At 61.4% G+C, this 15,520-nt stretch carries 8 protein-coding genes (1 of these 8 only partly in view); 6 read left to right on the plus strand and 2 right to left on the minus strand.

Annotation, left to right across the window (positions count from 1 at the left end; translation table 11 throughout):
- From BMY54_RS08250 to BMY54_RS08270, 5 genes are all read left to right on the plus strand, one after another.
- A protein-coding gene (locus BMY54_RS08250) for a non-ribosomal peptide synthase/polyketide synthase (protein ID WP_093430742.1) crosses the window boundary here: on the plus strand, nucleotides 1-7,905 show its 3' end. Its footprint begins 9,939 nt before the window's first position; the window shows 7,905 of its 17,844 coding nt (coding positions 9,940-17,844); the start codon falls outside the window, past its left edge; its stop codon occupies nucleotides 7,903-7,905.
- Between the two features lie 66 nt (nucleotides 7,906-7,971).
- A complete protein-coding gene (macA, locus tag BMY54_RS08255; RefSeq protein WP_093430743.1) occupies nucleotides 7,972-9,120 on the plus strand; it encodes a macrolide transporter subunit MacA in 1,149 nt (382 codons plus the stop codon).
- A gap of 2 nt (nucleotides 9,121-9,122) precedes the next feature.
- Entirely contained in the window at nucleotides 9,123-11,081 is a 1,959-nt protein-coding gene (locus BMY54_RS08260; protein WP_093430744.1) for a MacB family efflux pump subunit, read from the plus strand.
- A 659-nt stretch (nucleotides 11,082-11,740) separates the two neighbouring features.
- Nucleotides 11,741-12,106 carry a DUF6124 family protein gene (locus BMY54_RS08265; RefSeq protein ID WP_093430745.1) on the plus strand — a complete coding sequence of 122 codons (366 nt, stop codon included), beginning with the start codon at nucleotides 11,741-11,743 and terminating at the stop codon, nucleotides 12,104-12,106.
- A 59-nt stretch (nucleotides 12,107-12,165) separates the two neighbouring features.
- Nucleotides 12,166-12,447, plus strand: a complete 282-nt coding sequence (locus BMY54_RS08270; protein ID WP_093430746.1) for a DUF6124 family protein — start codon at nucleotides 12,166-12,168, stop codon at nucleotides 12,445-12,447.
- Nucleotides 12,448-12,687: 240 nt separating this feature from the next.
- Here BMY54_RS08270 and BMY54_RS08275 read toward each other — a convergent pair whose 3' ends face one another.
- A complete protein-coding gene (locus tag BMY54_RS08275) occupies nucleotides 12,688-13,434 on the minus strand; it encodes a response regulator transcription factor (RefSeq protein ID WP_093430747.1) in 747 nt (248 codons plus the stop codon).
- 320 nt (nucleotides 13,435-13,754) lie between these two features.
- On the opposite strand from BMY54_RS08275, the gene ycaC reads away from it, so the two are divergent.
- Entirely contained in the window at nucleotides 13,755-14,387 is a 633-nt protein-coding gene (ycaC, locus tag BMY54_RS08280) for an isochorismate family cysteine hydrolase YcaC (protein WP_007916011.1), read from the plus strand.
- Nucleotides 14,388-14,474: 87 nt separating this feature from the next.
- Here the strand turns inward: ycaC and BMY54_RS08285 are convergent, their stop codons facing one another.
- Nucleotides 14,475-15,497, minus strand: a complete 1,023-nt coding sequence (locus BMY54_RS08285; RefSeq protein ID WP_093430748.1) for an alpha/beta hydrolase — start codon at nucleotides 15,495-15,497, stop codon at nucleotides 14,475-14,477.
- Nucleotides 15,498-15,520: the final 23 nt, after the last annotated feature.

Genomic DNA, 15,520 nt, shown 5'->3' on the forward strand with positions numbered 1-15,520 from the left:
CGCGGTCACCTCGACGTCGATGCCCTGCAATCGGCGCTGGCCCGGATCGTCGCCCGCCACGAAACCCTGCGCAGCCGTTTCATCCGCCTCGACGACAGCGCGCAGGTGTCGATTGCCCCGGTCGATAACGGTTGGCTGCTGCGCGTAGAAGATCTGCGCCAACAGCCGCAGGCCGAGCACACCTTGCAAATATTGCTGGCGCAGGAAGCCGCGACAACGTTTGATTTGCAGAACGATTCGTTGATTCGTGGACGGTTGGTGCGTCTGGCTGACGATCATCATGTGCTGCTGTTGACCGTGCATCACATCGTTGCCGATGGCTGGTCGATGGGTGTGCTGACCGGCGAGTTGATGGCGTTGTATCAGGCGTTCAGCCAGGGACAGCCTGACCCGTTGCCAGTCCTGACGTTGCAATACGGCGACTATGCCGTGTGGCAACGGCGCTGGCTCAGCGGTGAAGTGCTGCAGCAGCAAAGCCAATATTGGCAGCAGATCCTCGACGGTGCGCCGGCCTTGTTGACGCTGCCCACCGATCGCCCGCGACCGGCGCAGCAGGATTACACCGGCGGCAACGTCGAGGTGTTGCTGGACGAGCGCCTGAGTACTGGCCTCAAAGCGTTGAGCCAGCGTCATGGCGCGACCCTGTTCATGACCCTGATGAGTGCCTGGGCGTTGCTGATGAGTCGGCTGTCCGGGCAATCCGATGTGGTGATCGGCGCGCCGGTGGCCAACCGCAGCCGCGCTGAAACCGAAGGCCTGATCGGTATGTTCGTCAATACGCTCGCCGTGCGCATCGACACCTCGGGCGCGCCCAGCGTCGAAGCGCTGCTGGCACAGGTCAAGGCGCGGACACTGGAAGCGCAGGCGCATCAGGATCTGCCGTTCGAGCAAGTGGTGGAAATCGCCCGCCCGGTGCGCAGCCTGGCGCACAGCCCGTTGTTCCAGAGCACGTTAAGCTGGGACGGCAGCGTTGGCCCGCAATTGGCCTTGGGCGAGCTGTCGCTGGAGGGTGTTGCCGGGACCGGCGATGTCGCCAAGTTTGACCTGACGCTGACACTGGGCGAGGTCAACGGAGTGCTTCGCGGCACGCTGAACTACGCCACGGCGCTGTTCGATGCGCTGACGATCAAGCGGTACATCGGCTACTTCGAACGTCTGCTCGAAGCGATGATTGCCGATGATCAAACGGTGCTGGAACGTGTGCCATTGCTGGCAAATGATGAGCGCCAGCGCTTGCTGTACGACTTCAACGCCACGGCGCGAGGCTACCCGCAAACACTGACCGTACACGGGGTTTTCCAACAGCAGGCAGCCGCGCATCCCAAAGCTGTGGCGGCCGTGCATGGTGCGCATTCGCTGAGCTACTTTGAACTCAACGCGCAAGCCAACCGCCTGGCCCATCACCTGATCGCGCACGGCGTGCAGCCGGGCGATCACGTGGCGATCCTGCTGCCGCGTTCGCTGGAGTTGCTGGTCGCGCAACTGGCCATTGCCAAATGCGCGGCCGCTTATGTGCCGCTGGACATCAATGCACCGAGCGAGCGCCAGGCGTTCATGGTCGAGGATTGCCGCGCGGTGGCGTTGTTGACCTTGAGCGACGAAGTCATCGACTACGCCGCGCCGCGTATCGACCTCGACAAGCTGACCCTCAACGGCCAGCCGACGCATAACCCGAACCTGCTGCAGTCATCCGAGTCGTTGGCGTACATCATGTATACCTCCGGCTCCACCGGCACGCCGAAAGGAGTGATGGTGCCGCACCGGGGCATCGGCCGCTTGGTGCTCAACAACGGTTACGCCGATTTCAATGCGCAGGATCGTGTGGTCTTCGCCTCGAACCCGGCGTTCGATGCGAGCACCATGGACATCTGGGGGCCGCTGCTCAATGGCGGTCGCGTGGTGATCATCGACCATCAAACCTTGCTCGATCCGCATGCCTTCGGCCGTGAACTGAGCAGCAGTGGCGCAACGATCCTGTTCGTCACCACCGCGCTGTTCAATCAATACGTGCAACTGATTCCGCAGGCGCTCAAGGGCCTGCGGATTCTGCTGTGCGGCGGTGAGCGTGGCGATCCGGCGGCGTTTCGTCGCCTGTTGGCCGAGGCGCCAACACTGCGCATCGTGCATTGCTACGGCCCGACCGAAACCACCACCTACGCCACAACCTTTGAAGTGCGCGAAGTTGCGGAAAACGCCGAGAGCGTGCCGATTGGCGGGCCGATCGCTAATACGCAGGTTTACGTGCTCGATGCGTATCAGCAGCCGGTGCCGATGGGCGTCACCGGCGAGCTGTATATCGGCGGGCAGGGCGTGGCGCTGGGGTATCTGAACCGGGCGGATCTGACTGCCGAGAAATTCCTCTGCGATCCGTTCAGCGAGATGCCGGGCGCGCTGCTTTATCGCACCGGCGACCTCGCGCGCTGGCTGGCGCCGGGGCAACTCGATTGCATCGGGCGCAACGACGATCAGGTGAAGATTCGCGGTTTCCGCATCGAACTGGGAGAAATCGAAAACCGCCTGCTGAATTGCCCGGGGATCAAGGAAGCGGTGGTGCTGGCGCGCCGCGACGGACAGGACTCCCCGCGTCTGGTGGCGTACTACACGGCGCACGATGAACACTTGGACAGCGCTGAGCTGCACGCGCAAATGCACGCGCGACTGCCGGAATACATGGTGCCCACCGCGTGGGTGCAACTCGATGTATTGCCGTTGAACAACAACGGCAAGGTCGATCGCAAGGCGCTGCCGGCACCGACGCAGGAGGCACTGCTCAGTCGGGCCTACGAGGCACCGGCCAATCCTCTGGAAGCAAGCCTGGCGCAGGTCTGGGCCGAGGTGTTGCAGGTCGGGCAGGTCGGTCGCTATGACAACTTCTTCGAGCTCGGCGGCCATTCATTGCTGGCCATGCGCATGCTCTCCCAGGTGCGCCAGCAATTGGGCGTGGAGCTGGCGCTGGCCGATCTGTTTGCCAACCCGGAACTGGCGACGGTCGCCGAAGTGTTGAGTCAGGCCGAACGCAGCAGTTTGCCGCCGATTCTGCCGGCGCCGCGCGATCAGGCACTGCCGTTGTCGTTCGCCCAGCAACGCTTGTGGTTCCTCGCGCAAATGGATGGCGGCAACACCGCCTACAACATTCCTCTGGGCTTGCACCTGCGTGGCCGACTCGACGCCGTGGCACTGCAACGGGCATTGGCGCGAATCGTCGCTCGTCACGAAACCCTGCGTAGTCGGTTCACCCAACTGAACGACGAAGCACAGGTGCTGATTGCCCCGGTCGACAGTGGTCTGCCGCTGATTGTGGAAGACTGGCGACAACAGCCGCAGACCGAGGAGGCCTTGCGCACATTGCTCGATACGGAAGCGCGCGGGCCGTTCAACTTGCAGGACGATCCGTTGATTCGCGGTCGGCTGGTGCGTCTGGCTGATGAGCACCATGTGCTGTTGCTGACGATGCACCACATCATCTCCGACGGTTGGTCGATGGGCGTGCTGACCCATGAGTTGATGGCGCTGTATCAGGCGTTCAGCCACGGCGAGGCCGATCCGCTGCCACCGCTGGCCTTGCAATACACCGACTACGCGGTATGGCAACGGCGCTGGCTGAGCGGCGAGGTGTTGCAGCGCCAGAGTGATTACTGGCAGCAGACCCTGGCCGGCGCTCCGGCGTTGCTGAGCCTGCCGACTGATCGTCCACGACCGGCGCAACAGGATCACCGCGGCGGCAGTGTCGAGATCGTACTGGACGCGCAGACCAGCGCCGGTCTCAAGGCGTTGTGTCAGCGCCACAGCGTGACGCCGTACATGGTGATCATGAGCGCCTGGGCGATGCTGCTTACGCGTCTGTCCGGGCAGTCCGATGTGGTTATCGGCTCGCCTGTCGCCAACCGTACCCGCGCCGAAATCGAAGGGTTGATCGGCATGTTCGTCAACACCCTGGCGCTGCGCATCGATACCTCGGGCGATCTGACGGGGGCAGCGTTGTTGGCGCGGGTCAAGGCCCAGACTCTGGCCGCGCAGGCGCATCAGGATCTGCCGTTCGAACACGTGGTGGAAGTCACCCGACCGCTGCGCAGCCTGTCCCACACACCGTTGTTCCAGACTTTGCTGAGCTGGGACAGCAGCGTGGCGCCAGCCCTGGCACTCGGCGAGCTGACGCTGGAAGGCCTGGCCGGGGAAAATCACTTTGTGAAGTTCGACCTGTCGCTGAGTCTGGGCGAAAGCCAGCACGGGGTGCGTGGCTCGCTGCGCTACGCCACCGCGCTGTTCGATGAGTCGACCGTGCAGCGTTTTGTCGGTTACTTCCAGCGCTTGCTGGCGGCGCTGGTCAGTGATGATCAGGCGGTGTTGGCGCAAGTCGAGTTGCTTGCGGCGGATGAGCAGCAACGCCTGCTCGGCGACTTCAACGCGACGGCGCTTGATTGCCCGGTCGAGCAACCGGTGCAGAGCCTGTTTGAAGCACAGGTGCGGCGTCAGCCGGACGCCATCGCCGTGCAGTCGGGCGAACACAGCCTGACCTATCGCGAGCTGAATGCCCGTGCCAACCGCCTCGCGCATCACCTGCGTGAGCAAGGCGTCGGGCCGGATGCGCGGGTGGCGCTGTGCGTCGAGCGTGGGCTTGATCTGGTGGTGGGGCTGCTCGGCATTCTCAAGGCCGGTGGCGCGTACGTGCCGCTGGATCCGGCTTATCCGGCGGAGCGCCTGGACTTTATGCTCAGGGATTGCGCGCCGGTGGCGGTGCTGGTGCAGACGGCCACGCGATCGCTGTTTGCCGAGGCCGGGGCAGTGCTGATCGACTTTGACCAATGCACCTGGCACGACCAGTCAGAATACGATCCGCAAGTGCCAGGCCTGAGTCCTTCGAATCTGGCGTACATGATCTACACCTCAGGTTCGACTGGCACACCCAAAGGCGTGATGCTCGAACATCGTGGCTTGTGCAATCTGGTGCATTGGGGCTCGCAGATTTGCCCACCAGCTCCAGAGGGCGCGTTGTTGCAGAAAGCCCCATTCAGTTTCGATGGTTCGGTGTGGGAATTCTTCTGGCCACTGACGGCCGGTGTGCGTCTGGTGCTGGCACGGCCGGGAGGTCACCGGGAACCGGCGTACCTGGCGCAAGTGATTCGTCAGCAGCGGGTCACGGTGGTCAAGTTCGTGCCGGCGCTGTTGCAGCAATTTCTCGAGCTGCAAGACGTCAGTGAATGCACCAGCCTCACCGATGTGTTCTGCGGTGGCGGCGAACTCACGGCGGCCCTGGCCCGCGAAGTGCGCCAGCAACTGCCGTGGGTGCGCCTGCATAACGTGTATGGCCCGACCGAAGCCACGGTCGACAGCACCGCGTGGACACTGGAACCGCACATGCCCGTGCCATCCACCGAATTGCCGATTGGCAAGGCGATCTGTAACACCCGTTTGTACGTGCTCGATGCGCATGACCAAGCGGTACCGCTCGGTGTTATTGGCCAGTTGCACATCGGCGGCATCGGCGTGGCGCGAGGGTATATGGGACTGCCACAGATGCAGGCCGAGCGCTTTATCGACAGTCCGTTTGTGCCCGGGGACCGCTTGTACCGCACCGGCGATCTGGTGCGTTACCGCGCGGACGGTAACCTCGAATTCCTCGGGCGCAATGACTTCCAGGTCAAGCTGCACGGCTTGCGCCTGGAACTCGGTGAAATCGAAGCGCGGTTGATCCAGCACCCGGGTGTGCGCGAGGTGGTCGTGCTGATGCGCGACGAGCGTCTGGTCGCGTATTTCACAGTGCGCGAGGGCAGCGCTGCTCCGGCTATCGACATGCTGCGCGCGTTCATTCTTGAGCAGTTACCCGAGTACATGGTGCCGGGTGCGTTTGTTGCGCTCGACGTCCTGCCCTTGAGTCCCAACGGCAAGATCGACCGTCAGGCGTTGCCGGCGCCGGGCCTCGACGCGGTACTCAGCCGACATTACGAAGCACCTGAAGGCGAGGTCGAAACCGTGTTGGCGCGGGTCTGGGCTGAGGTGCTGAATGTCGAGCAGGTCGGACGCCACGACAACTTCTTCGAATTAGGCGGGCATTCGCTGCTGGCGATTCGTCTGGTCAACCTGCTGCAGCGTGCGGGGCAACAGGTGACGCTGGCGGAGCTGTTCCAGCGTCCGAGTGTCGAGTCGCTGGCCGCATTGCTCGGTCAACGCCATGCCGCGCCCGAACAGCCGGAAGGACTGGTCGTGGTGCGGCCGGGCGAGGGCGGCGATGCGCTGTTCCTGATCCATGAGTTCAGCGGCAGGGAGGTGTATTTCCCGGCATTGGCGATGCACATCGAGGGGCAGTTTGCGATTTACGGTTTGCCCGGTGTGCCGTTGGGGCAGCCGCAGCTGCGCACGCTTGAGTGCATGGCCACGCGGATGGTCGGGATTATCCGGGCGGTACAACCGCATGGGCCGTATCGTCTGGCCGGGTGGTCGTTTGGTGGCTTGCTGGCGTATGAAATCGCTCAGCAGTTGTTGGGTCTCGATGAGGCGGTGGCGTTTGTCGGCCTGCTCGATACCTACGCGCCGCATCCGGCCAGTCAGGATAAAACCCGCTGGAGCGGCGCGCATCGCGACAAGCATCAGTTGCTGGAGCACTGCCGCGCGCGTTCGCAGATGCGCGGTGCAGAAGGGCTGCCAGCGTTGGCTGAGGTCGAGCGGCTTGAGGCTGAAGTCGAACGCATTGCGTTCGATGAGCTGTTCCAGCGCTGCTGCGAACAGCAATTGCCTGACCCGGAACTGGTCGCGCTGAGTGCAGCGGATGCCTGGAGTTACTTTGATCGTGAGGCCGCTCATGGCCTGGCGCTGGCGCATTACCGGGTCAGCCCGGCCAGTCTGCCGGTGCACTTGTTCCGCGCTCAGGCACTGATGCCGGGGCAGGCGCAGCCGAGTCCGATCCGCGGTTGGGAAAACAAGATCAGTACAGGTTTGCTGCGCTGCATCGATGTCCCGGGTGATCACCGCAGCATGATGAAAGCTCCGGATATTCAGGCGCTCGGTCAGGCCTTGAGTCAGGCTATGGCCGCTGCGCAGGTTCCGGAGCCAGAGGCCTATCAGCCGCTGTTGACCATTCAGAGCGGGCACGCCGGGCATGCGCCGATCTTCTGCGTGCCGGGGGCGGGCGACAGTGTCACCGGGTTCATTCACCTGACCGAGGCCTTGGGCCCGGAGTGGCCGATCATCGGCCTGCAACCGCGCGGGCTCGATGGCAGCGGCGTGCCGCACAGCCAGGTTGAAGCGGCAGCGAAGTGCTATCTGCAAGCGGTCGAGCAGTTGTATCCGCAAGGTGCGGTGCACCTGATCGGCCATTCCTTCGGCGGCTGGGTCGCGCATGCCATGGCCGCGCAGTTGCAGGCGGCGGGGCGTGAGGTGGCGTCATTGACCCTGATCGACAGCGAATCTCCCGGCGGCAACGGTACGGCGGGCAAGCCGTACACCACGACTGCCGCACTGGAACGCTTGATCGAGACGCTGCAACTGTCCAGCGGCAAGTCGTTGGGCATCGACCCGCTGGCGTTCGCCGAGGCTGACGACACCACGCAAATGCGCCTGTTGCACGAGGGCATGGTGCGCGCCGGTGTGTTGTCTGCGCGTTCGTCAGCGCAGGCCATGCACGGCCCGGTCCGCACCTTCGCCACAGCCTTGCGCACGGTCTATCAACCGCAGTTGGCCTACACCGGGCCGGTGCGGCTGGCGCTGGTCGATGACCCGACGCTGGATGCGTGGGGCAATCAGCGCGAGCAAGCGGCGATGGTCGAAGGCTGGCAACGCCAGGTGACGGATCTGGCGGTGTGGTACGGGCCGGGCAACCACTTCACGATTCTCAAGACGCCCAACGTTTTCAGTCTCGCGGCGTGGTGGCATGACGGCCTGAAAGTGCCGGCCGGCCAAGTGGTTTCCTGATTGTTGTTTATCTACCAGAGCCCGGCTGCTGGCCGGGCTCACCCCTGAACGGACTTGTGGTTATTTATGGAAAAGTCGAAGTTGCGCAAAGTCGGTATGGGATTGGCGTTGGTGGCAGTGGCGGGATTGGCGTTCTACGCGGTGCAGGCACCGGCCGAGGCGCCGCAGTACCTGACCGCGCCGGTGGAACGCAGTGACATTGAAAACGCGGTGCTCGCCACCGGGTTGCTCGAAGGCATCAAGCAAGTGGACGTCGGCGCGCAAGTGTCGGGGCAATTGAAGTCGCTCAAGGTCAAGGTTGGCGACAAGGTGAAGAAAGGGCAGTGGCTGGCGGAAATCGATCCGCTGGTGTTGCAGAACACTTTGCGTCAGGCCCAGGTTGATGAGGAAAACCTGCAAGCGCAAAAACGCGCGACCCAGGCTCAGCTCAGGCAGACCAAAGCGATTTACGAGCGCTACAAGAACTTGCAGGACGACGCGTCGATCTCGCGACAGGACTTCGAAACCGCCGAGTCGGATTATCAGGTGCAGCAGGCCAATCTGATGTCGCTGGATGCGCAGATCAAAAGCGCGCACATCCAGATCGACACGGCCAAGGTCAATCTGGCCTACACACGGATTGTTGCGCCGATTGATGGCGACGTGGTCGGCGTGGTCACGCAGGAAGGGCAAACGGTGATTGCCAGCCAACTGGCGCCGGTCCTGCTGAAACTGGCAGATCTGGACACCATGACGGTCAAGGCGCAGGTGTCCGAAGCCGACGTGATTCACATCGCCCCGGGGCAAGAGGTGTATTTCACCATTCTCGGCGAGGACAAACGCTACTACGCGAAACTGCGCGGCACGGACCCGGCGCCGCAGAACTTTCTTGAAACACCGCCCGCCGGTACGCCGAAGCAAAGCAGCGCGGTGTTCTACAACGCTTTGTTCGAGGTGCCCAATCCCGATCATCGCCTGCGCATCTCGATGACCGCGCAGGTGCGCATTATCCTCGACACCGCCAAGTCGGTACTGACCGTGCCGGTGGCGGCGCTCGGCCCGCGCAATGCCGATGGCAGTTTTCCGGTACGGGTGCTCGACGCCAAGGGCCACGCGCAGTCGCGCAACGTGCAGACCGGGATCAACAACAACGTCAAAGTGCAGATCAACGCCGGTCTGGCAGAAGGCGACCGCGTGGTGATCGGTGATCCGCTGACCAATGTGGCGGGGGCCTGAGCATGACTGAGCCACTGCTACAGCTGAGCGGCATCACCCGCAGTTTCACCGCTGGCGACCGCGAGTTTCTCGCGCTGAACAACATCAATCTGACGATCAATGCCGGGGAAATGGTGGCGATCATTGGTGCCTCCGGTTCCGGTAAATCGACGCTGATGAACATTCTCGGTTGCCTCGATTACGCCACCGCTGGCAGCTACAGGATCAACGGCCAGGAAACCCGCGATCTGGACAATCAGGCCCTGGCCGAGCTGCGCCGGGACTACTTTGGTTTCATCTTCCAGCGTTACCACTTGCTGCCGCATTTGAGCGCAATGCACAACGTCGAGATGCCGGCGATTTACGCTGGTACGCCGCAGCTTCAACGCCATGCCCGTGCCCGTGAGTTGTTGGCGCGACTGGGTCTGGAAGGCCATTTGACGCATCGGCCGAGCCAGCTCTCCGGCGGTCAGCAACAGCGCGTGAGTATCGCCCGCGCCTTGATGAACGGCGGCGAAGTGATCCTCGCCGACGAACCGACCGGCGCCCTCGACACGGCCAGCGGCAAGGAGGTCATGCGCATCCTGCTGGAGCTGCACGCGGCGGGGCACACGGTGATTCTGGTCACTCACGACCCGAAAGTGGCGGCCAATGCCGAGCGCATCATCGAAGTCAGCGACGGCGAAATCCTCAGCGACCGCAGCAACGAACGCGATACCACGCACCTGCTCAGCGAAGAACCGGTGGCACCGAAAGCCACCGCTTCGCGTCGCCTGGTCGCCAGTCTCGGGTTGTTCAAAGAGGCGTTCGCCATGGCGTGGGTGGCGTTGATCTCGCACCGCATGCGTACCTTGCTGACCATGCTCGGCATCGTCATTGGCATCACTTCGGTGGTGTCGATATCGGCGGTCGGGGAGGGCGCGAAAAACTACGTGCTCAAGGACATTGCGGCGATTGGCAGCAATACCATCGATGTCTACCCCGGCAGCAGTTATGGCGACAAACGTGCCGCCGCCATTGAAACCCTGACGCCGGCCGACGTCACCGCGCTGAATCAGTTGTACTACGTCGACAGCGCCACGCCGATGATCGGCCGCAGTCTGTTGTTGCGTTATCGCAATATCGATCTGGATGCGCAGGTCAACGGCGTCAGCGATCAGTACTTCAAGGTGCGCGGGATCAAAATGGCCGCGGGCATCCCGTTCAGCGAAAGCGATGCGCGGCGCCAGGCGCAGGTGGTGGTCATCGATCACAACACCCGGCAGCGCCTGTTCGGCCAGGATGTCGACCCGTTGGGCCAGGTGATCCTGATTGGCAACCTGCCATGCACAGTGATCGGCGTGGCCGCGCAGGATAAAAGCCTGTTTGCCTCGGGCAAGACCCTCAACGTCTGGGTGCCCTACGAAACGGCGGCCGGGCGGGTGTTGGGCCAGCGTTATCTGGACAGCATCAGCGTGCGCATGAAGGACGGCCAGCCGAGCAAAGTGGTGGAAGAGCACGTCACCCAACTGCTGCTGCAACGCCACGGCACCAAGGACTTTTTCACCAACAACCTCGACAGCGTCTTGCAGACCGTGCAGAAAACCAGCCGCTCGCTGGCGTTGCTGCTGTCGCTGATTGCGGTGATTTCCCTGGTGGTCGGTGGTATTGGGGTGATGAACATCATGCTGGTGTCGGTGACCGAACGGACCCGCGAGATCGGCATTCGCATGGCAGTGGGGGCGCGGCAGTCGGACATTCGTCAGCAGTTTCTGGTGGAGGCGGTGATGGTTTGTCTGTTGGGCGGAGCGATCGGCATTTCCCTGTCGTATGCCATCGGGCATTTGTTTTCGGTGTTTATCAAGGAGTGGGAGATGGTGTTCTCGCTGGCGTCGGTGTTGACGGCGGTGGTGTGCTCGACGTTGATCGGGATTGTGTTTGGCTTTGTGCCGGCGCGGAATGCTTCGCGGCTTGATCCGATCGAGGCGTTGGCGCGGGATTAAAAGCGGCCCTCATCAAACCTGCTGGGCATTGGGGGGGATTGCCGGTGAATCAGGCATATTGGAGCACGTCGCGGGATTGCCCTCACCCTAACCCTCTCCCAGAGGGAGAGGGGACTGATCTCGGTGTTCTTTCGAGGTACACCGACGTGGGATACCGAGTCGAACTCAGGTTTTGAACAGCACAAAAATCGGCTCCCTTTCCCCCTCGCCCCCCTGGGGGAGAGGGCTGGGGTGAGGGGGGAATCCCACTGACACACCGCAAAACCTCGAATCGCCGCCATCCAGAATTTCCATCAATAAACACAACGCCGATTGCCCGTTTAAATTACACGACCCGTTACGTCATACCGCCTACAACACCTTGCGTCGTTACCTACGCGTACGCCAGAATCCGCCGGCTTGTGCGCTTATCCCATGGGCTCTATCGTTTCCCTGCCACTGCCTATCAGTGGTCGGGTTTAGTAGCCCGATTGGTATTAGTAAGTGCATGAGTTCCATTTAGTCAGGTGCGTCTCTGCCTGCACTCAATGGTGGTTGTGCGCAGGGCGCCCTCGGGCGCGCCGGTCTTGCTAATTCCACCGGTCTACTAACCTGTGCACAGCCGCCACCCTTCTTTTAGTAGAGGACGGTCGCGGCCCTATTTCAGGAATTAGATGAATATGTTCAAAGTTACGCCGAACCCTCCGGACACCGATACGATCCCCTACGACGCCGCACTGGAACCTCAAAACATCAAAGAGGCCACAGAACGGGCGATCAATTTCTACCTCAATCCGTCCGCGCACAAAACCTCAAAGCCCACCCGCAAAACCGGCAAGATCTACCTGATCGACCCCACCGTCGACGACGAAACCCTGCTGGTTGAAGCCTACGAATCGCTGTCATCGGCAAGTGACATGGCCCGCGACCTTGCCGACTCGATCGACAGCCCGCACCGCAAGAAGATGCTGATCCTGCAACAGGTGATCATGTTGAGCGAATTGGTGGTGAGTCGCGTCCTCGACAATCAGCGCTTGCCCAATTAATTGCGAAACGGCCGCGTGAGGGAGCCTGCTCCCTCGCTGCGCAGAAGGAGTTTGAGCTGATGTCCAAGACACCCGATCCGCCGGTGACTGCAGCCAACATCATGGCCACGCCCTATACGCCCAACGCTATGTTCCGGGTCAACCCGCAAATTGATACCGAATCCCTGCTGGCAAACGCCTGTGAATCGCTGGCATCCGCCTCGGTCATGTTGTCTGATTTTGCCGGGATGCTGGAGGGGCCGCATCGCAATACCTTGCTGGGTATTGCGCAAGTGGTGATGTTGGGGGAATTGGCGGTGAATCAGGCATTGGAGCACGTCGCGGGATTGCCCTCACCCTAACCCTCTCCCAGTCGGAGAGGGGACTGACCGCGGTGTTTGCTGAAGATGCACCGACGTGAACTACCGAGCCGAACTCAGGTTTTGAAAAGCACAATGATCGGCTCCCAAGTCGAACTCAGGTTTTGAAAACCACAAAGATCGGCTCCCTTTCCCCCTCGCCCCCTTGGGGGAGAGGGCTGGTGTGAGGGGGTAGATCCAACTGACCCACCCAAATACCGAAGGCGTTGCAATCCCTGCGTATCAAGCCGCACTCGACGCCAACGCCTCCAACGGCGAATACATCCAGCGCATCAACGAATGCCGCCCGCTGATGCCCAACTTGATCGCCGCGCGTTTCAGATAACTCTCGACGGTGTTGACCTTCAACGCCAATTGCTCCGCCAGTTCCGGCGCCGTGCGGCCGGCGAGCAGGCCGACACACACTTCGGTTTCGCGGTTCGACAGGCTCAGTCCCAGTTGCTCCAGGCGCTCGTCAAAGCGCAGGCGCAAGGTTTCCAGGCCGCTGCCTTCGGCTGCTTCGGACGGAATTTGTGGATCAGGGGTGGCCGGTTGCAGGGCGTTGATGTGTTTTTCCACCATCGGCAGCAGCACCGGGGAGATGTCCTGCAACAGGCTGCGCTCCTGCGCGGAGAAACGCTGCGACTCGCCGTTGCGGTACACCGAAATCACGTAGCGATAGCCGTCCTTGCGCCGGGTCAGGTGCAGTTGCGAGGCGTCCGCACTGGTCGCGGCCGGCGGATTCTGTAAATGGTGAGCTGCCGCACTGTGTTCGGAAAACACCGTTTCGGCGAGCAGGGCCGGCTCTTTCAGCGGCTCCGGCTCACTGCGGCTCGACGCGCGGCTCACCGGTTCGACACGCATCTGCCGGATGTGCGTGGCGTCGACCGCCAGTTGCGTCAGGATCAGGTCATGCAGCATGCGCGGAAAGTGCCGGCTGCCGGTGCTGGCGATGACCTTGCCGATGTGGGGGAACAAGTGTGAATTCATATGCGTGTCATCCCTGAGAGGCGTTAATTCAAAAACGTCTGCAGTCCTGTCGACGATCTCCTTGGTCGACGAAAAACCGCAGACTTGGATCCTATCCTAGTACAACGTTTGAGCGACGGTTTAATGAAGGTGTTATTAGCTAATAACCCTGAATTTGCTGGCTTCAACGTGGGAACGAAGAGAACACCGCCGTTGAATTGTCCTGCTCAGGTTGACGGTGAAACCCATTTCAACCGATTTATCCCTTTTCGATGCGTCAGTAACCTGTACACAACTTGAACGCAACAACAACTTTCCAACATTGAAAAGGGACGCACACCATGACCACTCCAACCTACAACCGCCTGAACAAAGACGACGCCATCGTGCTGCTGGTCGACCACCAGACCGGCCTGATTTCGCTGGTGCAGGACTTCTCGCCAAACGAGTTCAAGAACAACGTTCTGGCCCTGGCGGATCTGGCGAAGTTCTTCGAACTGCCGACCATCCTCACCACCAGTTTCGAACAAGGCCCGAACGGCCCGCTGGTACCGGAGTTGAAAGAGATGTTCCCGGACGCGCCGTACATCGCTCGTCCAGGCCAGATCAACGCGTGGGACAACGAAGATTTTGTGAAGGCGATCAAGGCTACCGGCCGTAAACAGATCATCATTGCCGGTGTGGTGACGGATGTCTGCGTAGCGTTCCCGACCTTGTCGGCGCTGGCGGAAGGGTTTGATGTGTTTGTGGTGACTGATGCGTCCGGCACCTTCAACACCACAGTGCAACAAGCCGCGTGGAGCCGCATGACCCAGGCCGGCGCACAGATGATGAACTGGTTCTCGGTGGCGTGTGAGCTGCACCGCGACTGGCGCAACGACATCGAAGGGCTGGGCAATCTGCTGTCGCAGCGGATCCCGAACTACCGCAACCTGATGAACAGCTACTCGGCGCTGACCGCTCAGCAGAAGTAAGCCGACGTGCTGCAAACGAAAAGCCTGCCCTGAACAGCAGGCTTTGTCGTGTCTGCACTTTAAAGCGCTGGCTGCGTTGCGATGGCGTTACTTCAGGTTATGGCTGAAGAACGTGGTCAATTTGGCGAAGGGAATCAGGTTGACCCGGTCGTACAAGTCGACATGGCCGGCCCCTGGAATGATCAGCAGCTCTTTGGGTTCGGCCGCGCGCTGGTACGCGTCTTCACTGAACTCGCGGGAATGCGCCTGAGCACCGGCGATGAACAGCAGCGGGCGCGGGGAGATGCTCTCGATGTCATTGAACGGGTAGAAGTTCATGAACTTCACATTGCTGATCAGCGTCGGCATGGTGGTGGTCTGCGGCGAAGCACTGGCCGGAGTGACCTGGCCACGCGGGGTGCGGTAGAAATCGTAGAACTCGTCCCCCACGGCATTACCGGTGAGTTTCAGCGGTGTGCCGCCGGTGTAGCGCACTGGGCCGCCCCAGAACTGCGCGTTACGCTGCTGCGCCGCCTGTTCAATGATGGATTGGCGTTGTGCTGGCGTGAGCGAATGCTTGAGGCCGTTACGGTTGGCGGCGCCCATGTCGTACATGCTGACAGTGGCAATCGCCTTCAAACGTGGGTCGATCTTGGCGGCACTGATGGCGAAGCTGCCGCTGCCGCAAATACCGATGACGCCGATACGCTCGCGATCGACCAGTGTGCGAGTGCCGAGAAAGTCCACCGCTGCGCTGAAGTCTTCGGCATAAATGTCCGGCGCAACCGACTGGCGTGGCAGGCCCTCGCTTTCGCCCCAGAAGGACAAGTCGAACGACAGCGTGACGAAACCCTGTTCCGCCATTTTGGTCGCGTAGAGATTGGCGCTTTGCTCCTTCACTGCGCCCATCGGGTGGCCGACGATGATTGCGGCATTTTTTGACTGTGGGTCGAGGTTCTTCAGGCTGAACAGATTGCCTGCGACCTTCATCCCGTACTGATTCTTGAAGGTGACCTTTTCCACGGTCACTTTATCGCTGGTGTAGAAGTTGTCTGCGCCGTTCGACATATCGGCTCCCATGGCTGAAAAAGTACTGAAGAGCAGCCCGAAGGCCAAGCAAAAACCTTTCACTGGAATGTCCTTGCGATTGAGGG

The sequence above is a fragment of the Pseudomonas sp. ok266 genome, from assembly GCF_900110195.1.
GTDB lineage: Bacteria > Pseudomonadota > Gammaproteobacteria > Pseudomonadales > Pseudomonadaceae > Aquipseudomonas > Aquipseudomonas neuropathica.

Excerpts from the sequence above, each read along its gene's own strand:
- macA (WP_093430743.1), top strand. The coding sequence starts at position 7,972 with ATGGAAAAGTCGAAGTTGCGCAAAGTCGGTATGGGATTGGCGTTGGTG.
- BMY54_RS08260 (WP_093430744.1), top strand. The coding sequence starts at position 9,123 with ATGACTGAGCCACTGCTACAGCTGAGCGGCATCACCCGCAGTTTCACC.
- BMY54_RS08265 (WP_093430745.1), top strand. The coding sequence starts at position 11,741 with ATGTTCAAAGTTACGCCGAACCCTCCGGACACCGATACGATCCCCTAC.
- BMY54_RS08270 (WP_093430746.1), top strand. The coding sequence starts at position 12,166 with ATGTCCAAGACACCCGATCCGCCGGTGACTGCAGCCAACATCATGGCC.
- BMY54_RS08275 (WP_093430747.1), bottom strand. The coding sequence starts at position 13,434 with ATGAATTCACACTTGTTCCCCCACATCGGCAAGGTCATCGCCAGCACC.
- ycaC (WP_007916011.1), top strand. The coding sequence starts at position 13,755 with ATGACCACTCCAACCTACAACCGCCTGAACAAAGACGACGCCATCGTG.